This is a genomic window from Parapedobacter sp. (assembly GCF_053550995.1).
In genome coordinates, this window is record NZ_JBMQOC010000090.1 from 1 (window position 1) to 22,165 (window position 22,165).

Genomic DNA, 22,165 nt, shown 5'->3' on the forward strand with positions numbered 1-22,165 from the left:
CCGGGTCGGCTTTCGGCGCAAACGGCCTGGCGGCGTCCGCCTTGGCAACGACCAGTGCCGCCTCCGCCGCCGCAGCGCTTGCATGGATTTTCTTCGATGCGGCACGGGGCAAGAAGCCCACGGCTGTGGGCGTCTGCATCGGGGTGGTTGTGGGCCTGGTGGCCATCACGCCCGCGGCAGGCTTCGTTACGGTAAGCCATTCGCTGATTATCGGTATCGTTGCGTCGGTCATCAGCCGGCTTGTCGTCGAGTGGCGTACGCGTTCGGGTGTGGACGATACGCTTGATGTATTCCCCAGCCATGGCGTGGGCGGCATGGTCGGCATGATCCTCACGGGCGTGTTTGCTACCCACACCATCAACGAAGTGGTCACCACCGATGGACTGATTTTCGGTCAGACAGGCCTGTTTATAGCCCATCTGCTCGGACTGGTCGGCGCGGTGGCCTTCACCTTTATCATGGCATTCGTGTTACTGAAGGTGACCGATTTGGTCAGCAAGCTCCGGGTTTCCGTTGCCGAAGAGGAGCAGGGACTCGACATCACCCAACACGGCGAAAGCCTTTAGGTACGTATCAAAAACGGTTGAACGGGGATAGCTTCGGCATGAACCATACGCTATCCCGCATCCAACCGATGGTTTCACTGCTTTACTTAAGATGGCCTGGAAACTATGCTTAAGGTAAAGCGAGCTAATTATACAAAGATGAAAAAAATTTTTATTGCAGGAAGCCTGTTGTTATCCGGCTTCTTTACCTTCGGACAGGAGTCCGGGCTAACCATTTCGGGTTCTGTTGATGCCTATTATAAATACGATTTCTCAGGTTATAAAGATGGCGATGGCCTCGGCAATATCCCCACTTCCTTTGCCAATGAACAGAATTCCGTTTCGCTGGGCATGGTCAATCTCATCGTTGGCAAAACCGTGGGCAGGGCATCGTTCGTGGGCGACGTGTCTTTCGGGCCCCGCGGCGGATACCAGTCGCTGCTGAATGGGGGCGATGGCAACGCCTTCCATCTCCAGAACCTGTACATGAGTTATGCTTTTACTGACCGGTTTTCCATGACGGCGGGTTTTATGGGTACCTTCGTGGGGTACGAAATCATTTCGCCCACCGGAAACTTCAACTATTCCACATCCTACCTGTTTTCTGCGGGCCCGTTCCAGAATGCGGGTATCAAAGCGGAGTATGCATTTTCGGATCGGGTGGGTTTGATGGTGGGGTTGTTCAACGATTGGAACGCTTACCAGGATTTCGACGGAGTGTCTGATTTCGGCGCGCAGCTGTCGCTCACCCCGGTGGATGGGTGGGATGCCTATATTAATTTCCTGACCGGAAGTACCGGTACCATCGTTGACCTCACCACGGCATACCAGGTGACGGATGCGTTCAAGGTGGGGCTCAACGCGGCCGACTTTTCCGATGCGGGCGAAGCCGATGGTGGCTATTCCGGCGGCGCGCTATACGTCCAATATGGATTTTCGGATGCGTTTGCCCTGGGCGCACGGGGCGAGTACTATACGGAAAAAGAGGCCGGTTGGGCGTTTGTTCCCGGTGGCGAATCGGTTGTGGGGCTCACACTATCGGCCAACGTAAACGCAGGGCCGCTGACCATGATTCCCGAGTTCCGCCTGGACAACGGTTCTACCGAGCTGTTTTATAAAAGCATGGCTATGGACCCTACCAAAAGCGCATCGCAGTTTTCCTTGGCTTTGGTTTACGCATTCTAGAGATCCCAGCTACCCGGTTGGCTGCACCCGTGGATGGATGTGACCTAACAGGCATAAGAACCTGTTAGGTTTTTTTGTGTCAGAATGTCCTGCCATCCTGACGCCAACGCGTTATTGGAACGCATATTGTTCCTGTCGCCGCGTTAGTTAGTAATTTACAATTTATTCCATAGATAATTATATATGAAAAAGGAAAAAGGCAACATATCCATCCACACCGAGAACATCTTTCCGGTCATCAAGAAATTCCTGTATTCCGATAACGAGATTTTCCTGCGGGAGTTGGTCTCCAACGCTGTCGACGCTACGCAGAAAATCAAAAGATTAGCGGCATTGGGCCAATATACAGGGGAGTTGGGCAATGTGACCATCGAGGTGGCGTATGACGAAAAGGCCAAAACCATCACCATTTCCGACCGCGGTATCGGGATGACCGGTGAAGAAGTAAAGAAATACATCAACCAGATTGCTTTTTCCGGAGCGACTGAGTTTGTCGAGAAATTCAAGGAAGCCAAAGATGCCAACGAGATCATCGGCCGCTTCGGCCTGGGTTTCTATTCGGCGTTCATGGTAGCCGACGAAGTGGAAATCCAAACACTATCCCATCAGGAAGGTGCCGAACCGGTGCGTTGGGTTTGCGATGGCAGCACCTCGTATGAACTGTCTGCCGGGACGCGTACCGAACGCGGTACCGACATCATCCTGCACATCAACAAAGAGTCGGAAGAATTTCTTGAAAAGAACAAGCTGCAGGATATCCTCGAAAAGTACGGCAAATTCCTGCCCGTACCCATCCGCTTCGGCACCCGTACCACCAGCGAGCCCGATGGTGAAGATGAGGAAGGCAAACCCAAGTACAAATCGGTAGAGGTAGACAACATCATCAACAATACGAATCCTGCCTGGACGAAATCACCTTCGGAACTGAAAGACGAAGACTACTTAGCCTTCTACCGCGAGCTGTATCCGTACTCCATGGATGAACCCCTGTTTTGGATCCACCTCAATGTAGACTACCCGTTCAACCTCACGGGCATCCTGTATTTCCCCAAACTGAAGGAAAACTTCGAAATACAGAAAAACAAAATCAAACTTTATTCACGCCAGGTGTTCATCACAGACGAGGTAAAAGACATCGTGCCCGAATTCCTGATGCTGCTACACGGGGTCATCGACTCGCCGGACATTCCGCTCAACGTATCGCGCAGTTTCCTGCAGGCCGACAGCAACGTGAAGAAAATCAATGCCCACATTACCAAGAAGGTGGCCGACAAACTGGCTGAACTGTTCAAAAGCGACCGCAAGGGGTTTGAGGAAAAATGGAAAGACATCAGCCTTTTCGTTAAGTACGGTATGCTGAGCGACGACAAGTTTGCCGAAAAAGCGAACGACTTCTGCCTGGTGAAAAATACCGACAACGAGGTGTTTACCCCCAAGGAATACGCCGAGAAGGTAAAGGATATCCAAAACGACAAAGACGGCAATGTGGTTTACCTATATACCAGCGATGCAGCGCAGCAAGACAGTTACATCGCCACGGCCAAGGACAGGGGATACGACGTATTGGTGATGGATTCGCCCATCGATAGCCACTTCGTGGCCTATCTGGAGCAGAAGACCGAGAAGACGCAACTCAAACGGGTGGATGCCGATGTGATCGACAAGCTGATCCAAAAAGACGAAACCAAGGAACTGCAACTGAGCGAGGAAGAAAGTAAAACCGTGGTATCACTGTTTGAGAAGGCCATCAGCCGCGATAATATGAAGGTCGAAGTGGCTGCGTTGGGTGAGGAGGAACTACCCGTTACGGTGACCATCGATGAGTTCATGCGGCGGATGAAAGACATGGCCCAGACCGGTGGGGGTATGAACTTCTACGGTGCCATGCCCGATAATTATAAGGTGACCATCAATGGTAACCATCCGTTGGTCAAGCGCGTTCTCTCATCCGAGAACGAAGCGGAGCAGGAGCAGCTTGCTAAGCAAGCCTTTGATTTAGGGCTACTTTCGCGCGGGCTCCTTACGGGCAATGAGCTAACGAATTTCGTGAAACGGAGCGTCAGTTTGATCGGCTAATTGTTTTTTTCAAAACTGTTGTTGGATTGTGGTTTAATTCCTATTTTTGCAATCCAATAACACGGTAGGTATAGCTCAGTTGGTTAGAGCGCCTGATTGTGGTTCAGGAGGTCGTCGGTTCGAGCCCGATTACTTACCCGGTTAATAATCAAAGAGGCCGTCTCAAAAGTACCGAGACGGCTTTTTTCGTTTTTTATATTTATCGGGTGCGTTTACCGGGGATGTTCTTATTCCCGGTTTTTTGGTTGATTATAGGCTCAATGCAATTTTGTTGAGGGGATGGCGGGTTAGGGAACGGCCCTTTGTATGCATTTTTGGGGAGGACAGGGCTTAGGATGCCCTTTTTCTAAGGTTGTGTGCCAATGCCAGCAACCCCATTTCCACATTGACCTTATCCAGCCCGCGGAGCATGAACCGCTTGAAACCGTGGTTGTGTTTGATGTTCCCGAATACCGGCTCCACGTCATGGCAGCGCTGCTTACGCTTTTTTATTCCCCGCTTGCTTTTCAGTCTTTTCTCGGCCTGCCTTTTCAGTCGGTTCAGGTTGTGGTTGACCTGTATGATACGATTTCCCTGCTGCTGGTGGCACTGTGGCCGTAAAGGGCATCCTTCGCAGCTGCGGGCCCGGTATAGGGTGATGGTCTGGCCGAACCCCGTGCCGGTGCGTGGGTTCCGGGTTCCGATGTTGTCCATCGGTTCCCCGCTGGGGCAGTAATACAGGTCCCTGTCCGGGTCGTATGCCAGCTTATCCACGGTATAGGGCTTTTTGCTCCGGATGTTCCCGTTCTGGTCACGGTCGAAGTAATTGTGCTTGACATAACCGGGGATGCGTTTCCGCTCCAGCCAGCGGTAGTTCTCCTCGCTGCCATACCCCGCGTCGGCGGTGACATCGGCTTGCCATAGTCGCTGATATGCTGCTCCAGGTGCGGGATGAGCGTGGTGGTGTCGGTTGCGCGCTGGTGGATGCTGTAGGAAGCGATATATTGGTTATTGGTGCTGATCTGCACATTGTAGGCCGGTTTGAGCTGGCCGTTCCTCATGTGGTCCTCCTTCATCCGCATGAAGGTGGCATCCGTATCGGTCTTGCTGTAGCTCCTGCGGCCTTCCCCAAGGACCCCTTCCTGCCTGGCATAGCGTTCAAGGGCACCGGGCCACCGGTTTTTCGCATAGTTCAGCTTCTGCTTCACTTTCTTGTCAACTCTGGCCCCGCTGCCCTTCAGCGCATCGTTGATCCTCGCTATGGTCTCCTTTACCTTTTCGCTGTCGATGGGGCCGTTGCCCGGTGGTTCGGGGTCATCGAGCTCCGAGGCGGCCACGCCTTTGGCATATTCCCAGAGTTCATTCAGCTGCTTTTTGATCCGCTCCCTACTATGCTTGATGGCATTGCCCCACACAAAGGTGTACCGATTGGCATTGGCCTCGATCTTGGTGCCGTCGGTGTAGAGCTCCTTTATGCTCAACAGCCCCTCTTCGCATAACAACAGCACCACCTGTGTGAAAATGGGCCTGAGACAGCCCTGCAGACGCTTCCCCCGGAAACGGTTGATCGTATTGTGGTCCGGTCGGCTCATGCCCGCAAGCCACATTTAATGGATGTTCTGGCCCACCGATTCCTCGATCCTGCGGCTGCTGTAAAGGTTGTTGATGTACGAATACACCAGCACTTTCAACAGCATCCGTGGATGGTAGCTCGATGTGCCGCCGGGCCGGTATTGCCGCAGAAGTTCGGTGATGTCGATCCTGTCAAGGACCTCGTTAACCACGCGGACGGGGTGGTCTGCCGGAATCAGTTCCCCCAGATCCGGGGGCAATAGCATCGTCTGCCCCTGCAGGTTCCGCTTGAATACCACCGTGCTTGTATTGCCTCTTGCCATACCCTAAAGATACAAACCAAGGCATTGGTATACAACAAAATAAAAACAAAAACTTCTAACAGGATATAAGCAATGTTGTGGAAAACGCCGGAATACTGAACTCGCAGAAACAAAAAGGCTGCCTCAAGAAATTACTTTTGAGACAGCCTCTTTTTTTGTGGTTACGATCGCCGTTGATATCTTAACACGACGCCGCCATTCACCAATGGCTGGGTATCGATGAGGTTCAGGTTTCCGTGGGCCATTCCCGGTTTGAAAAGCGGCTTCCCGCTACCCAATAACACCGGGGCGATCCCAATCCGGTATTCGTCAAACAGTTGGTGATTGATGAATGTTTCGGAAAGATCTGCGCTGCCAAACACATACATATCCCCGTTGCCTTCCGTTTTCCGTCTGGCGATTTCGGCGGCGGCGTCCGTCGCGATCAAGGTTGTGTTGTTCCAGTCGGCCGATGTCAAAGTCCGGGAGAAAACAAGTTTGGGTATTTCGTTCATCAGCCCGGCAATTTCGCCGGTTGCGCTCTTCCAATGCGCTGCCATGCCTTCGTAAGTTACCCGGCCGAAAACCAGGCAGTCTGCGGCATGCAGCTGCTCCATGCTCAATTTCTCGAGTTCTTTGCCCCACACCACTTCGTGGAATGGCAAATCCCATGGTTTATCGCCCTCGAAATACCCATCGAGGGTCATGATGTTCCACATAATCAGTTTTCTCATAACGTATAATTCAATTCGTTCTTGGGTGTAAAAATGCGAAGTTCGGCAATTATCGCTACAAACTAGGCGGTAAAACAGACAAATACCCGGGTAAACCAGACAAGATTTGCTGGTATCCAGCTATGTGTAAACTAATCAATTCATTGATGGTGTTTTTCAAATATCATATCGCAAGCCAGTCCCAGTTACTTGTTTACCGGTGCATGAAAAAAAGTTTTTCACTAACTTGGCACGGAAAACAATACGCTGAACAATTTGATGAAGACAGTTGGTTATGGCATATTACTGTTTACATTCCCCGCTTCCCGGGATTTTTTCCAGGGAAAAGTCGCCCTGATGTATAGCCTTAACGTCATACCTGATCGTATTGAAAATAGGAGTACCGTCATCCTTGCCATCATTATACTGGTGCTTGCTGTGCTGTTTTTTTTGACAAAACGAAGGCGATCGCGGTGGAAAGGAACGCCGGTTGAAAGCGAGCAAATCAAACGGGAGTTATTTGCGATGATCGCGGAACAGGATAGTCCGGATTGGGATGATTCGGGGTATTTTGTTTACGGTCATGACGAAGTGCGTATTAACAGGGGCTTGCTGATCAATGAAAAGTTCAACTGGAGCGCCGTAACTACCCTGTCGGCCAATATTCCCAAAATGGAATTCTTCCACGATAGGTACCGGATTAAAATACAACTCCTGGAGGGTAAAGCGCTGTATGTGGATGAAGAGGAACCCGGGTTCTATCATTTTTTGAAAAAAATCAAACATACTTTTCCGACAGCCGATATTTCTTTTATTGAGCAAAAACGAAATCCTGCAAATCATCTGCCGTTTTCCATCTATCAAGCTTAGTTTATCCATCTGTGGATACCCTGCCCTGTAGGGCCGGCTATCCCGTGTACGTAAAGTGATCTCTCATTCCATGTCGCGCTACACCAAATTAAGACCCATTGTTCCACATAATCCATTTTCTCATAACGTATAATTCAATTCGTTCTTGGGTATAAAAATGCGAAGTTCGGCAACGATCGCTACAAACTAGGCGGCAAAACAGACAAATACCCGGGTAAACCAGACAAGATTTGCTAGGTTTGCGGAAATGGAAGCTAATTTACCACGTCCTATATCAGCCGCTACGAGCCCCTTTGCGGCATTCACGTTCAACGTCCGTTTCCCGTTCATCATCAATCAGATCAAAGCCAACAATCTGCTCGCGCCGTCCCAGCGGAATAAGCTCGACGACCTGTTGCAGGAAATAGCGGTAGGGGCAGTGCCCCAGCGGGAAGATGTGTTTTATGCCGAAGACCGGGTGTATTGGCAAACCTTCTTGGCCGCACATGCCGGGAAACGGTATGTGGATATCCCTTTTTTCGAAGCCGAGGCCTATATCTATTACCGGGTTATTCATATCGTGGACTATAAGCACAGCGGGCTGGATCCGTTTTATCGTATAAAAGCGGATAGCTTGGAGCAACATCGCGGCTTTGCGGAAGCCGCGGCAAGCCGGCACATGCAGCAACCGCCTGTTTTCGAGGTGACGTATTTTACCTCGTTATTGCACGCCGCACTGTGGGGGAACAGCGCCGACCTAAGCCAATTGGAAACCAATGATGCACTGGTTAATCCAGCCCTCCGGAACAACCTGGTCATCGACGATTCATCGGCATTGCGCAGGTTGCTCACTACAGGGCCTACCAAAGAGCTGGATTTCATCGCGGACAACGCCGGGCTGGAACTGCTCGCGGACCTTTTCTTGATTGACTATCTGTTAACCACCGGACAGGTATCGCGGGTGAACCTGCACCTGAAAGCATACCCCACATTTGTTTCCGATGCGACCATTCCCGACGTGGCAGGCCATTTAGCGATTTTACGTAGTCTCCGGCATCGGCCGTTAACGCAATTCGTGGACCGATTGGAAAGTTATCGGGTCGGTGGAAGGCTCCAGCTGCTAGACCATCCATTTTGGAATAGTCCATGCCATTTTACGAGCTTGCCACAGGCCATCACGCAGGGTTTCAACAGGAATACCGTGCTCATCTTCAAGGGCGATGCAAATTACAGAAGGTTATTTGAAGACCGTGAATGGCCGTATACGACATCGCTTGAAGGCATGCTGGAGTACCTAAAGCATCCCTGTTTTTCCATTCGTACGCTCAAGTCGGAGATTGTGTTAGGCCTAACCGAACACGAGGTACGTCGTCTCTTCGATGCCGACAAAGATTGGCTCACCAATGGGAAGTATGGCCTGATTATGGGGAACCCTACCTATTTTTAGGTGTTTTTCAACCCGCCTATATTGGCTTACCGTTGCGGATTACATTCGCTGGTGCTGATCACGAGTTGCGGTTGTTGCAAAAGGAAGTAGACCGTCAGGCAGAACGCCTCGATCCAGCTCGATGACGAGCCGTACACGCCCGTCAATGCCGGTGGCTGACGTTTCGATGGAGGCGAAGAAAACGCGGTTTTCGCACAGGCCATTTGGCACGCAATCTCCTTGCGTTACCGGTTATAGTCCGCAACCGCGACACCCTTCAACCCCCTTTCCAAGCTCTAATAAGAATTGTTGCAGATTATCGATCTGGTTCTCACTGAACTTGCTTTTTTTCATTGTCCCTAAATTATAAAACTACATTAATAATCGTAGCTAATTTTAGGGAAGATTACAACATGGGCAACACCTATTTGGGATTCATCCGACTTTCCGGTCAGTATACCCCCCCGATTCTACCGCGCCGTAACTTGGTATTGGCACCCTTTGTGGCCATCCCTGTGGGTAGGCTACGGAACGGCGACTACCGTTGGTTGCATGGTGGCGTGTCCATTAGGTTTTACTGGCGATGAGCGCTTAATCGGGTCCTATTATTTGTTATACCTTTCCATGTATTCAGCTAACAGCGATTCATTTGGCACTTTGCTGGCCGCTAAATGATCAATAATGTTTTGTATTTCTTGCACGGTTTTATTTTGGCTTAGCTTAGCCTTGCCTTGCCTTGGACCTCGGTGACGTTTATCCGGAAAGCAATAATCCCTTTCAACATCTTGCTTCTAAAATCATCGTTGAAGGCTAGCCATTTGTCATGGTAAGCAGGCTCGTACTTGCTCACGGTGTTGTTTATCAACTCCATGATTTCATTCGCATCATGGAGGATAGACACGTTGCCGTAGATATGAACGGCCACATAATTCCAAGTCGGTACCGTCTCGCTTTTCGTGTAGTGCGTTGTAGATATATAGGCATGGGGCTCTGTAAAAACGGCGAGTACTTCCTGGCCTTCAATATCCCGCCACTGACTATTTGCAAGGGCAATATGGGTATAGAGTTCCAGTTGCTCGGGGTTGTTGTTTGATAAGATCGGGATGTGGGTGCCGATTATCCGACCGCTGCCCCTGCTGAGTAACAGCCCGAAGCTAAACCTGTTGATGAAATCAAATATTTCATCGGCGTTCGCCAATTGCCCACCGTGGATTGTTCCGGTTTTTTTAAGAAACAAATCTACCCATCTTGTTTCAAAACAACGAAGAAGGAGGTCGTATAAAAGCGTGTGATGGTCACATTTCAAAAGCTTGGTAATTTTTCGTATATTCGTGCAATTCTATGACGAATCAGGCTTATACATACGCTTTAGCGTTGCTTTCCGGCAAGGCTTTCTAATCAGTTTCCTTTTCTGAAACCCGAGATACACCTATGGCAGAGGCTGTGGGTGCCTTTATATCATTAGTTAAGAAAATAATCACAACATAAAATTAAACAAAGGAAAAATTAATGGCAGAAACATTTAGCAAACGAGAACGAAGAAAGAAAAAAATTGAAAGACGAAGAGAAAAAGAATTCCGTAGGGATGAGCGGCGGCAAATGCCGGTGAAACAAAAAAGCCTCGAAGAAATGATGGCTTATGTGGATGAAAACGGAAACCTTTCGGACACACCACCCGATCCGAAAAATGCCTATAAAGTAGCGGCAGAAGACATTGTCATCGACATCCCCAAAGCGCTCCCCGATGACCCCGATGCCACGCCTACCGGCGTTGTCAGTTATTTCGATCCTTCCAAAGGATACGGGTTTATTGTCAACGACCAAACCCACGAGCGCCTTTTTGTACACGTGAACAGCTTTGCCGAGCCAACCACGGAACTGAGCATAGGCGATAAGGTATCGTACACCCCCATACGGAGCCCGCGCGGCATGCAGGCCACAACGGTGGTAAAAATTTAGTGGGTATTTAACTTCATGCTTCGGTCATGTATATGCGAGCGAGCCCCGATTCTTCCTGTTTCGGGGCTTTGCTTTTAGTTGCTTTTAGAGCGAACGGCCAATTGGTTACCACCCATGCACTTCAGGCCAGTGCAGCTATTCTCCGCAGACCCAAATCATTTTAACCAGTTCCTTTTCTTCCCAGAATGCTTGCCGTTCGTCGTCGGTGAGCGCTACCGGATTGCCCGCTTCGTCGTAATAACTGGCGACCGTATTGCAGGCAGGCCCGATAGACCAGTGGACGTATAACAGTTGTTCGTCCCACCTGAATAAGCCGATTCGAGGGTCGCACATGCAGTTATCGCTGATATGTTGCGTTACCGAGGAGGGTACGCCGTCCAGCCGTAATTGAGGTGCTTTGTCGCAGGAGAATAGGGTAATCACCGCGATGCCAATCAGAAAACAGATACTTTTCATCATCAATTATAATGGTTTCTACTCGGTGTAACGGATGGGGCGGTATTAATGCTACACGGACACATAAACTTACTTGTTTTTATGGAAATAGCTAATTGCGCGCATCTTAATCTAAAAGCTAACTAGTTGTCATCTAAAAAAGCCGGTAATTATGAAAGCGATTAAGAAGTTTGGTGCTTTGGCCTTTCGATAGATCAGCAACGCAACCGCAACCGGTGAACATCAGCAACATGGAGCCAACAAGTCCTGAAATTATTCGTAATCTCATCGATTTCATTTTCATATCAATAATACGAATTTTTCTATTCAGCCCGCAAGGCGTCGACAGGGTTTACCGCTTGTTTTTAGTCCTGACCTAAATTTATTACTTTTGCAATATTGACGTCCAATCCACTAAGCATGCCGTCTATTTCGAAGACGATGACCTACGGATTCGTACGATACATAAGGACAGCCTCTTGGAGGCCAAAAAGCAAAGTGGTCGTCCAAAGGATTTAGATGACCTCGAAAATCTTGCGCCATAATTTTTCTATTCATCCCGCAGTGAATCCACCGGATTGGCCACTGCGGCCCGGACAGCCTGCCAGCTTACGGTAAGCAGCGCGATGACTACCGCCGCCAATCCGGCCACCGCGAACATCCACCATTGGATATCGATACGGTAGGCGAAGTCATCGAGCCATTTATTCATCGCCCACCAGGCGATGGGCGATGCGATAACCACCGCTACGAGTACTAGTTTCACGAAATCTTTAGACAACATGGTTACAATGCCCGATACCGAAGCACCCAGCACCTTGCGGATGCCGATTTCTTTAGTACGCGTATGGATGGTAAAGATGGCCAATCCCAACAGCCCGAGGCAACTGATGAATATGGAAAGCGACATTGCCCAAGCCAATAAGCCGGCCGTAGTTTGTTCACGCTCATAAAATTGGGCAATCATCTCATCTACGAATTGATAATTGAAATCCTCATCGGGGTATACCTGGTGGTAAGCCTTTTGTATGCGGGCCAGGGCATCACTCCACGACTGCCCATCGCGGTTTGGCTTAAGCCGGATGTGAAAGGTCGATCCGTTATTTTTTTCAAACACCAGCGGACTGATGGACGACCGGGTGGATAAATCATGGAAATCTTTCATGATACCTACAATGGGCACGGTCCTGCCGTTCCAGGTGAGGAATTCACCCAATGCCTCTTGAGGATACAGAAAGCCTATTTCACGAGCAAATTGCTCGTTGACAAGAAGCTCTTTGGTAGAGTCGCCCGGTAATATGTTCCTGCCCGCCACCAATTGAATACGGTATACGCTTAGGTAATTTTCATCGCCCCAACGGATCTGGGCAAGGGGTTTTAGTTCTTCCTCTCCATTATGATAGGCAATATTGGTAAAGGACATTCCCCGGTCAGCGGGAGCGAGAAAGCCGGTACTTGCCAACGCTACGCCCGGAACAGCTTGGACGGCATGCAGCAATTGTGTCCGGTGGGTTCCAACGGTATCCCTCGGGGTATCAAATTTGAGAACCGCTTCTTTGTCAAACCCCATCTCGGAATCAATTGAATAACTTACCTGCTTGCTGACAATGAGCGTTGCGATAATGAAAAATTGGGCGATGGTGAATTGGGATACCGTCAGTATCTTGCGCATGCCTGCGTGGCGGGTCTGCCCTGTGAAATGCGATAGCTGGTTTTTCAGCACGGATACCGGCGCATAAGCCGATAATACCAGGGCAGGGTAACATCCCGAAAGAAAGCTGATAAGTATAACAAGGAGGAGAAGCAAAAGTAAGTACCCCGTTTGGAAGACCAAGTCGGCCGTGAGCCCTTCGGGGATATACGCAGAAAATAACTGTAAGATGACCGGCATAACAAGTGCCGACAAAAGAGTGGCAATGCCTGTAATGAGTAGCGTTTCTCCCATAAATTGCTTAATAAGCTGAAGCCTTGAGCTACCCATGGTTTTGCGAATGCCTATTTCTTTGGCCCGTTGGGACGCCTGTGCAGTGGTGAGGTTGATGAAATTGATGCAGCCGAGCAGCAGCAGGAAGGCCGCCACGGCCATCAGGCCGTATAAGGTAGAGCGCTGTGCAGTGCGCCCGTCAACACTGGGGTAGTTGGTGTTGAAGTGGATATCGTGCAACGGTTGCAGTCTCAGCGTAATCTCCCTGCCGCTTTCGGCGTTGTGGCGCTGATAGAAATTGTTGAGTTGCGTTTGGATAGCCGACGCAGCATAGCCTTCCGATAATTTAATGAAAAGTTGTGAATAGGCCATCCAATCATTCCAGACATCCATCATGAAATTGTCTTTCAAAGGCGTTGCTGCCTGAATGGTGGCCAGGGAAATGAACTCCTTGCCCCGAAAATCCGTTGGTTTATCCAGATCACGGACAATACCGGCTACGGTTAAGGTGATATCATTATAATCAAGGCGTTTGCCGATGACCGCAGTGGGTGGGAAATCTGGAAAATAAAGTTGGGCACGGCTTTCGGTGAGCACAACCGTGAATGGCTGTTCGATGGCGTCCGCTTGTCCTCCACTCACCCAACGGTAACCCAACAAGTTGAAATATTCGCTATTGGTAAAGACAATATGCCGTTGCTTTTTGAATAGGCGGGGTTCGGAAGCGTTATCTCCTTCAATACGTATATTGGCCGTGGCATCTCCCGGAAATTGGAATACAGGAACCGTCTGTTCGATGCCTGTAAGTGATTTTTGAATGGTACGGCCCAAGGGTGCTGGCACACCGGCGCTATGACCTTTGAAGCCGTTAAAATTGGCATCGAGCACGACGCGATATATTCGGTCGTTATCCTGTTGGAATGTATCAAAGCTGAACTCATAATAGACAATTAGGGAAATAACGAGAGCCGAACTGATACCGATGGATAGCCCCAGCATATTCAAACCGGTGAAGAGCTTTTTACGCCAAAGGTGGCGTGCCGTGGTGGTGAGGAAGTTCTTAATCATTTTATATCTTTACTTTTGCTCTTTTTATCTTTAATCTAACAAATTACCCATCCTGTAAAGACGCAACCGGATTGGCCACGGCTACTCAAAGTACAAGCAGAAAGATCAGCTATATGTACAGCACCTTATCTTTATTACTTTTCGTACCGTACAATGCGTTGAAAAGCATACAGTTATTAGGCCAAACGGATAAAGGCTTATATACGTGCTGGTTATAAAGTTCATTGACCATTAAAGTGTTCGATATCGAACACCCCATGTTCACTATCGAACAATTGAACGTCTAGGTTCAGGTGGATCCATGCATTTTCACATTCCCTCGGTGCGCCTACAGTATGTTAAAAATGTTAAAAGGTTACCTTGCGCACGCTCCATTGGCTACCTTCGTAATCCCTCATTAATAGCAGTTTATAGAGTAATGGTAACCAATTCATATCGCATGAGACCGACCCTAATTGCATTGTTGACCATTTGTATGATGGTAAGGACCAACCTAGCCACAGGCCAGGAAACCACCGCAAAACCCATGGTGCTGGGCGCTCTGCAGCCCAGCTGGATGATTTCCGGCGAACTGATGGGTGGCAAAAGTAAACATATCGTTTTTGCGAAGGCGCACGAACATCCCTATGCCCGCCAAATCCTGGTTCCGGTCATTGATGGGAAATTCCAACTGATCCTTCCAGTAGGCCACCCGGAAGCATACATGCTGATTCCCGAAGAAAATTTCGAAGCCGGGCACCTGCGCCCCTTTGTGGTCTTTTCCGGGGAGAATGTCTACGTTACCCTCCATTCGGGCGAACGTTACATGGAAAATACCGTCTCAGGAAGCCCATTAACCAATGAGTACCATAAGGCTAGATTAAGCATCGGCCAACGGTTAGCAAAACGGGAGGCCGAACTTGATAGCCTCCCGTATCAGACAGAAACGGGGGCGGTTAAAGATTCACTGCTGGAAACAGCGTATTTAAACCTGCATGATGCATACATCAGCGGGCATCCCACGCTGGTATCCTATCAGCTTATCAAGGAATTGTTGATTGCCACCGACAGCGATGATATATACCGTTTGGCCAAAAAACATTACCCTGATTTTGCTGCCCGGTTCCCCGACAACCCCTATACGGAAATGATCGGTGCTTACCTCAATGGAAGATACCAATTGGAAGAAGGCAAGCAATACATCAGCTTCCATGCGGATGACCTGCAAGGCACCCGCGTGCTGGCAGATAGCCTTCTCGCGCCGAAAATCACGTTGCTGAACTTTTGGGCTTCATGGTGCGGTCCTTGTATCGAAAAGACGCGTACGATGGTACCTATATATGAAGCTTTCAAAGACCAGGGGTTCGATATTATTAATGTGGCCCGGGAAATACGGAATACGGAGGCCTTGCATGCTTTGTTGGAGCGGGAAAAGTTGCCTTGGCAGACCAACCTTGTTGATCTGGAAAGTAAATATGCCGTATGGACCAAATATGGTATTACTAACCAAGGCGGAGCCATGGTGTTGGTAGATGCCTCGGGCACGATCCTAGCGGTAAACCCTACCGCTGATGAGGTACGTGAAATATTGGAAGGCATCGTATAGCGTTACGACGAATTTTTCTATTCATCCCGCAGTGAATCCACCGGATTGGCTACCGCTGCCCGTATGGCCTGCCAGCTTACGGTGAGCAGCGCAATCACCACCGCTGCCAGTCCGGCCACCGCAAACATCCACCATTGGATGTCGATACGGTAGGCGAAGTCATCGAGCCATTTATTCATCGCCCACCAGGCGATGGGCGATGCGATAACCACCGCTACGAGTACTAGTTTCACGAAATCATTAGACAACATGGTTACAATGCCCGATACCGAAGCACCCAGCACCTTGCGGATGCCGATCTCCTTGGTACGCTGGAAAGCCGTCAGCGTGGCGAGTCCAAATAGCCCTAAACAACTGATGAAGATGGTAATGCCGGTGGCGGCATTGACCAATGTCGACGTTTGACGTTCTTTCGTGTATAATGCGGAGATAACCTCATCATAGAAGCGGAATGTAAAAGGTACCCCGGGATATATCCCTTGCCACGCTGTTTCAATCTTTTCAATCGCATGGTGCCAACCTTCCGGGTTGGTCGAGGCTAGTTTGATATGGATATCTCGCTGCATGTGATAGCCGAACATCAGTACCACAGGGCTCATCGGGTTCCTGAAATCTTGCTGGTGGAAATCCGGCACTACAGCCGCAATAGGCTTCGGTTCGGGGCTGGACCCGCTAATGAGCATCTTTCCTATGGCATCGTGAGGCGACTTAAAACCAAAGGCGCTGACGGCAGCATTGTTTAAAATTAACCCCGGCGTAGCCTTTGTTACGTCGATATTGCTTCCGGCCAATACCTCCATGCTAAAAGTATGCAGGTAATCTTCGTCAATGTACTTTGCACCCGACCAAACCTCCATCAAGCCGGTATCCCTTTGGCGGAAAAACGTGGTGTGGCCCAGCATATCATCCATAGGCGGGTCACTTATCGATACGGAAGCAATCTCCGGATAGGACGCCAATGCTTGCTTCATCAGCAACGGCTTTTCTTTGTTCATTTGCTGCTGATGGATACGTGCGGGTACATTGAGCGATAGCACCGCTTCGCGTCCGAAACCCAAATCCTTCGTCAGGGCAAATCGCAGCTGTTCACCGATGATGAGGGAGCAACTGATAAATATCATAGCGATGATAAACTGGAAAACGACCAGGGATTTGCGCAAACTGATCCGACCGGCCCCCATGAAGTTCGCCGCCTGTGGTTTCAGAATGTTCACCGTTCGTACACGGGTTACCAGCCACGCTGGATAGATTCCGGCGGACAGCGTGACCACCGCAATCAGGGCGGTCAGAAAGAGTAGTTTCGAACCCATGTGATCATACAGCCGGATATTCGGCGGCATAAAGTCGGCTAGCAAGTGGGAGCATACCGCGGAAAGCACGATGGAGAGTAATGCCGCCACCAACGTAATGGCGAACGTTTCCAAGAGGAATCGGCCAATCAGCTGGCGGGGGTTGCCGCCCAATGTTTTTCGTACGCCGATTTCCAATGCACGCTGCGGCAGTTGTGCCGTACTGAGATTAACGTAATTGATTACCGCCAGCAGTATAAGAAACAGGGCAATCCCAACGAGCCCGTACAACACTGCCTTGTCCACCGTTCGGTGCTGCATGCCGCCGATAGCAGAAGCATAGTGGAACTCCGACAGGGGGAGTAACCGATAGGTTTGTGTATACTGGTATTTTTCGAAGTTCTCCTTATTATGCATCGTGTTGATGGCGTCGATCCGGCGGCCGACTTCTTCCGCAGCAACGTGGGCCTTCAGTTTCACGTATAGAAGTTCGTTAACGCTGCTTACGTTCCAGGAATCTGCCCAGCGGTAGTCGCTGGTTAACTCCACGCGGAAGAACTCTTGCCATTCGAAGCTGCTTTCGTAAGGGAGATCGGCAACAATACCCGATATGATATAGGGTATGGAGTCGTTATACATCAAGGTGCGCCCATGGATGTCCTGTAAATCCGTCCCGGGGAAATACTGGCTCGCACGGCTTTGCGTCAGCACGACTTTATTGGGCGCATCCAGGGCCGTCGCTTTATCGCCGGTTAACCATTCATAGTGAACCAGATCGAAGTATTGGCTAATCGTGGCAATCTGCTTCTCCGGATCGTCGATGATGGTGGCATCTAACCCCTCTCCATGACCATCATGTTTTGTTTGGAGATGAACGGGCACGGCCAGTTCAACCCCGGCAATCTCGTCTGCTACAAACTCTATCATCGGGCGAGGCACACCGGCAATGCTACTCACTACCTGGAAGACACGGTCGCCATCCGGTATACGTTTATTAAATCGACCTTCATAATTGACAATAACGAAGATCATCCAGCAGGCACTGATGCCGACGGCCAGCCCTACGATATTCAAGGCCGTAAACAAACGATTACGCCATAGATGCCGAAGTGTGATTTTGAATTGCATGTTGGACATTGCTGTTCCCTCAACTAACAATACAGTTATCAGGCCAAATAACTAAGGTTTTAACTGCAAGCATTTTACGATAATTGTTGTAAGTATGAGTGTCCGATATCGAACACCTAGTGTCCCATATCGGACAGTATTCGACGTGGGAATAGCCATCGCATGTTTTTGGATTTTACACGTCGCCCCGAATTGCCCCGATGAAAGGTCTACACCGACAGCCGATTGAGCGCTTCTTCTTTAGTCGAAAAGAAGTTTACCAGTTTGCCGGTATTGCTTTCACGGATGAAATCCTGAAGGCTATTGCTGCGATATATGCTGAAATCGCCCACGATGGCCAGCCGAATGCGATAGTTCGAGAATTTCTGTAGGATTTCTCCCGCGAGGCCCGTTTTCAGGTCAAAAAAATCGGGCGATAAGTTTTCCTGGTAAATGACGACTTTATCGAACCCTTGGTAATATACATTTCCAATCAGGTCTACACCGTCTTCAGCATCGTTGATGATGATTTTATCAGCAACGATTTCTACGATTCCCGTGTTACCCATAGCACGAAATTCCATGTCCATTTGCTTAAATTAAATTTTATCAAACATAAGGCTCACTGCCGTTTATAGACCTCATAACCCCCCTGGTTCAAGGGGTTATTCCTTTTCCAGTACATACGCGGAGAGAAGTGCATATTCTGCCGCAAACGTAAAAGCGAACATGCCTTCCACTCGGCGGTCCTCACCCCATCCACCGAGTAGGTCCGGCGGAAGGATGCCTTTGTGCCGGAAGTGCGTATACCCGTAATCTAGGTTTTGTTGGAACGGCTGGATGTAGCGTCCCACCCCTTCATACACCGGGTGGGCTTCAAGGTATGCGCGCAGGAGCACCCCATTGAACCAATTGTTGAATCCTTTTACTTCAAATTCATAGTAATCAGGCAATTGATTACTCCTTTTTGCGAAATACTGAAAACTGTCATCAGCAAGCTGTTTCACATCGTCGAGATATTCCCGCTTTCCGGTAACGCGATAGAGATCTACTGCGCCGGATAGCGGAGAACCCGAATTATATGAATATGGAGGCCCTACCGGGTCATGGAGCGGTGTATGCGCCCGGTAAGGCACGCCATCCACTTTTTCGTAACGGATGCCGCAATCGCGGCAGCCACCCAGGAAATCGTCATATACGCCATCGGTCCGGAGAAGATGCGCCTTCTGCCAAGCATAAACCGACTCGGCAAACCGCAGGTAATAGTCGGCCTTTTTCATGGTGGTAGCTTTACGGCTGCCGTCTGGCGTAATATAGCGACGGGTGATTTCATCGTCGCTCCCCGCATAATGCTCGTGCAGCCACACCAATGGACTAACGATCGGCCCATTGCTGCACGCGTGCTTCGTGGTGTATCCCGGACCCCAAGGGATGCCCCCATGTTCTTTGCCGGACGCATCGAGCGTACAATCCCACCCGTCTAATATGTATGCCGTAAGGTATTCGGCTTCTTCAAGGTATTTTGGCTCGCCCGTAAGTTGGTACGAATGGAGCAGCTCGCGCACCAACCACTGCTGGTCGTCGTATACGTTTTCCTTTCCGGCCACCTTCGCCCCACCTTTGGTAGGGGCACGGTGCACGCCGTAGACCGACCACTCGCGGGTTTGTGTAAACGAGGTAAGCTCGAATGTACCGCGATAGTACCCTAGGTTCTCGTAAAGCCGCGCAAGCCTGTCGCGGTAACGTTTACCATGTATTTCGTAGAGCCGCGGCTTGCCATAGGCACCCTGTATTTCGAGCGCATGCAAGAGGGCGTTCGTGGCTTCAATGGCAGCGGTATACATCCACACGCTCCCTTTCTCTTCCGAGCGTACGCCGGTGTAGGGGTCGTAGTACCTCGCCATCGCCATGCCATCGCCGGTAAAATAATGGGTAAAAGCGCTGTCGGCGAGCTCCATGGCACGTTGCAGGTTCTGGTCGGCCAGGGCGGCGGTTGCTGTGGCATCCATGGAGATGGATAGATGGACCGGCCTTGGGAATTGGGCAGATGGCTTATCTGTTGGGGTACCCGCTATTAGCGTAAACGAGCAGAGTAGTGCAAAGCGTATCGTTGTCATTTCGGGCAAACATACTTAATTATCGCTTCAGTACCATCGCCCCGGCTCATTGAAAATCGATATTTACTGTTTCCCTTGGGCAGACTTTTCAGAAAAATAGGTTATCATTGCACGGGATAACCACTATCTGCTGCAATGAAATGGGTAAAATAATCGGATGCCTTTTTGCGATACTGGCCGGTCATGCGTTGGCGTGGGCACAATCTATTACGGCCGATACGCGTGCTGCCATTGAAAAAATAGAGCAATTGCAGTTGGACAACCAATCGGAGAAAGCGCTGGAAGTCCTTCACGAGGCCATCGGCCGCAACACCGGCAATGCGGATGATCTGGCTTACCTCTACGCCCATCAAAGCGGGATCTACGTTTCGTGCGATAGCCTATTGCTGGGGAAGCGGCTGTTGGACAGCAGTATGGCATACGCGGTAAGCGACCCCGCCAAGGCATTGGCATACCGGGCAAGCGCCCACCTGAACAATCACCTCAATAAGCCCGACCAAGTGGTGAAGGATGCGTTGACCGGTTTGACTTACCTCGAAGGCCACGAAGACCAGCCGGTAACAGCGTATTACCTCAACTACCTGCTTTATGGCGCACACAGTAAATGGGACGACCAAGAGAAAATGGGGCAATACATCCGGAAGTGCGCGTATTTCGCCGAAAAGGCTGACCGGCCCGATTTGGTAGCCAACGCGCTGAACGGCATGTACAGCATGCATTCCGCGGCGTATAAGCGGTCAAAAAAACCGGCAAGCCTCGATAGCATGTTCCACTACCTCCGCCGGTCTTTTCTTATCCAACGCGAACACCCCGGAAAAGTGGGCGGCAACACCCTTACGATTACCTGTATCAACCTCGCTAATTACTTTCTGGTATACGCAGATAATCCCATTGACGAACGGAAAGAACAGGCGGAGGTCTACCTTGCGATTGCGGAGGAAGAATTGAACCGGGGGCGCGCAGCTGAAGATATGTGGGTGAATGTTCTGGGTATCAAAAGCGGCTTTGCGATGGAAGAGGATGACATTCCGCAGGCGGAGGCCTACCTGTTGCAGGCCGTGAGCCGCATACACCAGCACAACAGGGCCTATCCGAAGGAGGAATATTCACTATTTAAGGCCCTGGCCGATATAGCCGTGAAAAAGCGCGACGTCCAGGCAGCGCTTGGGTACCAACAGGCTGCCGAAGCGAAACTCAAACAAATCTTTAACCAAGAACAGATTTTTAATGCACAGCGGTTGGAAATCCAATACGAAACCGACAAGAAAGACGGGCAGCTGAAACTCCTTGCCGAAACCGCTGCACTCCGAAAACGGCAAAACTATCTTTATGGCGGCCTGGCGCTGGCCTTGCTGATCGGCCTGGTGTTCATGTTCACCTCGTACCGCTTCAAGCTCCGTTATTCAAGGGAGCGCGAGCGGAAGTTGGCCTGGGAAAAGGAAGAGGCCCAACGCTACGCAGCCATGCAACTGAAGATGGAGAAGGAGGAGCAGGCGCGGCTTAAGGCCGAGCAGGAGCTGCTGGAATTGCAGCGGCAGCAACTGCAAAAAGAAGCACTGGCCAATTCCGTGATCATTGAACGGAAAAACGACACCCTTAATCAGATTCGCGACAAACTTAAAGAAGGCGATGCACACCTGATCCGTAAGCTGTTGAAGAAAGAGACACTCCTCCATACCGATTTTGAAAAAATAAAGGTACAGTTGCAGGAGCTGCATCCCGGATTTTTCAAACAGCTGAACAACCAAGCGGTACAGAAGCTGACGTTGCTCGACCAGAAATATTGTACCTATATCTATCTGAAGATGGATACGAAGCAGATTGCGCAAACCCTACACATAGAAACGCAGAGTGTGCGCATGTTTAAGTACCGACTAAAACAGAAACTGGGGTTGCCCAAGGAGATGGACCTGGAGCAATTCATCCAACAGATTGGTGATTAAATGTAGTAAACGATGAAAAACCTAAGATTTGTTGCCTTCATAGGCGTTGCTTTGGTGTTTTCGTGCTCGAAACCCGATGTAGGCATGACGG

General features: G+C 50.0%; 15 protein-coding genes, 1 tRNA gene and 2 pseudogenes. 10 read left to right on the forward strand and 8 right to left on the reverse strand.

Going from position 1 to position 22,165, the window contains the following annotated elements; translation table 11 throughout:
- The 4 genes and pseudogenes from ACO1NT_RS12285 to ACO1NT_RS12300 form a co-directional block, all read left to right on the forward strand.
- Positions 1-566, forward strand: a pseudogene (locus ACO1NT_RS12285) (ammonia channel protein); the annotation flags it as partial.
- A gap of 138 nt (positions 567-704) precedes the next feature.
- Positions 705-1,730 carry an outer membrane beta-barrel protein gene (locus ACO1NT_RS12290; RefSeq protein ID WP_449048922.1) on the forward strand — a complete coding sequence of 342 codons (1,026 nt, stop codon included), beginning with the start codon at positions 705-707 and terminating at the stop codon, positions 1,728-1,730.
- 183 nt (positions 1,731-1,913) lie between these two features.
- Positions 1,914-3,806, forward strand: a complete 1,893-nt coding sequence (htpG, locus tag ACO1NT_RS12295; protein WP_449048923.1) for a molecular chaperone HtpG — start codon at positions 1,914-1,916, stop codon at positions 3,804-3,806.
- A gap of 64 nt (positions 3,807-3,870) precedes the next feature.
- Positions 3,871-3,944: transfer RNA gene (locus ACO1NT_RS12300), tRNA-His, on the forward strand.
- 192 nt (positions 3,945-4,136) lie between these two features.
- Here the strand turns inward: ACO1NT_RS12300 and ACO1NT_RS12305 are convergent.
- Positions 4,137-5,680 (reverse strand): annotated as a pseudogene (locus ACO1NT_RS12305) (IS1182 family transposase).
- Between the two features lie 161 nt (positions 5,681-5,841).
- Positions 5,842-6,393, reverse strand: a complete 552-nt coding sequence (locus ACO1NT_RS12310; protein WP_449048924.1) for a dihydrofolate reductase family protein — start codon at positions 6,391-6,393, stop codon at positions 5,842-5,844.
- A gap of 258 nt (positions 6,394-6,651) precedes the next feature.
- Between ACO1NT_RS12310 and ACO1NT_RS12315 the strand changes: the two genes are divergently transcribed.
- The 3 genes from ACO1NT_RS12315 to ACO1NT_RS12325 all read left to right on the forward strand — a co-directional run bounded on the left by ACO1NT_RS12315 (position 6,652) and on the right by ACO1NT_RS12325 (position 9,234).
- Positions 6,652-7,242, forward strand: coding sequence for a hypothetical protein (locus tag ACO1NT_RS12315; RefSeq protein WP_449048925.1), 591 nt, complete (start codon positions 6,652-6,654; stop codon positions 7,240-7,242).
- 247 nt (positions 7,243-7,489) lie between these two features.
- The gene (locus ACO1NT_RS12320) at positions 7,490-8,668 is read left to right on the forward strand and encodes a damage-control phosphatase ARMT1 family protein (RefSeq protein ID WP_449048926.1); all 1,179 of its coding nucleotides are present in this window, start codon (positions 7,490-7,492) and stop codon (positions 8,666-8,668) included.
- A 392-nt stretch (positions 8,669-9,060) separates the two neighbouring features.
- Positions 9,061-9,234, forward strand: a complete 174-nt coding sequence (locus ACO1NT_RS12325; RefSeq protein ID WP_449048927.1) for a hypothetical protein — start codon at positions 9,061-9,063, stop codon at positions 9,232-9,234.
- Positions 9,235-9,362: 128 nt separating this feature from the next.
- On the opposite strand, the gene ACO1NT_RS12330 is transcribed toward ACO1NT_RS12325, so the two are convergent.
- Positions 9,363-9,884, reverse strand: coding sequence for an FMN-binding negative transcriptional regulator (locus tag ACO1NT_RS12330; RefSeq protein WP_449048928.1), 522 nt, complete (start codon positions 9,882-9,884; stop codon positions 9,363-9,365).
- A gap of 272 nt (positions 9,885-10,156) precedes the next feature.
- On the opposite strand from ACO1NT_RS12330, the gene ACO1NT_RS12335 reads away from it, so the two are divergent.
- Complete coding sequence (locus ACO1NT_RS12335; RefSeq protein WP_449048929.1) at positions 10,157-10,606, forward strand: cold-shock protein; 450 nt, start codon at positions 10,157-10,159, stop codon at positions 10,604-10,606.
- 135 nt (positions 10,607-10,741) lie between these two features.
- On the opposite strand, the gene ACO1NT_RS12340 is transcribed toward ACO1NT_RS12335, so the two are convergent.
- Together ACO1NT_RS12340 and ACO1NT_RS12345 are read right to left on the reverse strand one after the other, a co-directional pair.
- Positions 10,742-11,065 carry a hypothetical protein gene (locus ACO1NT_RS12340; protein ID WP_449048930.1) on the reverse strand — a complete coding sequence of 108 codons (324 nt, stop codon included), beginning with the start codon at positions 11,063-11,065 and terminating at the stop codon, positions 10,742-10,744.
- A 526-nt stretch (positions 11,066-11,591) separates the two neighbouring features.
- Positions 11,592-14,033, reverse strand: a complete 2,442-nt coding sequence (locus tag ACO1NT_RS12345; RefSeq protein ID WP_449048931.1) for an ABC transporter permease — start codon at positions 14,031-14,033, stop codon at positions 11,592-11,594.
- Positions 14,034-14,472: 439 nt separating this feature from the next.
- On the opposite strand from ACO1NT_RS12345, the gene ACO1NT_RS12350 reads away from it, so the two are divergent.
- Positions 14,473-15,618, forward strand: coding sequence for a redoxin domain-containing protein (locus ACO1NT_RS12350; RefSeq protein WP_449048932.1), 1,146 nt, complete (start codon positions 14,473-14,475; stop codon positions 15,616-15,618).
- A gap of 17 nt (positions 15,619-15,635) precedes the next feature.
- Here ACO1NT_RS12350 and ACO1NT_RS12355 read toward each other — a convergent pair whose 3' ends face one another.
- From ACO1NT_RS12355 to ACO1NT_RS12365, 3 genes are all read right to left on the reverse strand, one after another.
- Positions 15,636-18,035: an FtsX-like permease family protein gene (locus ACO1NT_RS12355; RefSeq protein ID WP_449048933.1), complete on the reverse strand. Its 2,400-nt coding sequence runs from the start codon at positions 18,033-18,035 to the stop codon at positions 15,636-15,638.
- A 209-nt stretch (positions 18,036-18,244) separates the two neighbouring features.
- A complete protein-coding gene (locus tag ACO1NT_RS12360) occupies positions 18,245-18,604 on the reverse strand; it encodes a DUF4180 domain-containing protein (protein ID WP_449048934.1) in 360 nt (119 codons plus the stop codon).
- A gap of 75 nt (positions 18,605-18,679) precedes the next feature.
- Positions 18,680-20,131 carry a glycoside hydrolase family 76 protein gene (locus ACO1NT_RS12365; protein ID WP_449048935.1) on the reverse strand — a complete coding sequence of 484 codons (1,452 nt, stop codon included), beginning with the start codon at positions 20,129-20,131 and terminating at the stop codon, positions 18,680-18,682.
- A gap of 140 nt (positions 20,132-20,271) precedes the next feature.
- Between ACO1NT_RS12365 and ACO1NT_RS12370 the strand changes: the two genes are divergently transcribed.
- The gene (locus tag ACO1NT_RS12370) at positions 20,272-22,074 is read left to right on the forward strand and encodes a hypothetical protein (RefSeq protein WP_449048936.1); all 1,803 of its coding nucleotides are present in this window, start codon (positions 20,272-20,274) and stop codon (positions 22,072-22,074) included.
- Positions 22,075-22,165 lie beyond the last annotated feature (91 nt).

Coding starts and splice junctions, on each gene's coding strand:
- ACO1NT_RS12290 (WP_449048922.1), top strand. CDS start 705: ATGAAAAAAATTTTTATTGCAGGAAGCCTGTTGTTATCCGGCTTCTTT.
- htpG (WP_449048923.1), top strand. CDS start 1,914: ATGAAAAAGGAAAAAGGCAACATATCCATCCACACCGAGAACATCTTT.
- ACO1NT_RS12310 (WP_449048924.1), bottom strand. CDS start 6,393: ATGAGAAAACTGATTATGTGGAACATCATGACCCTCGATGGGTATTTC.
- ACO1NT_RS12315 (WP_449048925.1), top strand. CDS start 6,652: ATGAAGACAGTTGGTTATGGCATATTACTGTTTACATTCCCCGCTTCC.
- ACO1NT_RS12320 (WP_449048926.1), top strand. CDS start 7,490: ATGGAAGCTAATTTACCACGTCCTATATCAGCCGCTACGAGCCCCTTT.
- ACO1NT_RS12325 (WP_449048927.1), top strand. CDS start 9,061: ATGGGCAACACCTATTTGGGATTCATCCGACTTTCCGGTCAGTATACC.
- ACO1NT_RS12335 (WP_449048929.1), top strand. CDS start 10,157: ATGGCAGAAACATTTAGCAAACGAGAACGAAGAAAGAAAAAAATTGAA.
- ACO1NT_RS12340 (WP_449048930.1), bottom strand. CDS start 11,065: ATGATGAAAAGTATCTGTTTTCTGATTGGCATCGCGGTGATTACCCTA.
- ACO1NT_RS12345 (WP_449048931.1), bottom strand. CDS start 14,033: ATGATTAAGAACTTCCTCACCACCACGGCACGCCACCTTTGGCGTAAA.
- ACO1NT_RS12350 (WP_449048932.1), top strand. CDS start 14,473: ATGAGACCGACCCTAATTGCATTGTTGACCATTTGTATGATGGTAAGG.
- ACO1NT_RS12355 (WP_449048933.1), bottom strand. CDS start 18,035: ATGCAATTCAAAATCACACTTCGGCATCTATGGCGTAATCGTTTGTTT.
- ACO1NT_RS12360 (WP_449048934.1), bottom strand. CDS start 18,604: ATGGACATGGAATTTCGTGCTATGGGTAACACGGGAATCGTAGAAATC.
- ACO1NT_RS12365 (WP_449048935.1), bottom strand. CDS start 20,131: ATGACAACGATACGCTTTGCACTACTCTGCTCGTTTACGCTAATAGCG.
- ACO1NT_RS12370 (WP_449048936.1), top strand. CDS start 20,272: ATGGGTAAAATAATCGGATGCCTTTTTGCGATACTGGCCGGTCATGCG.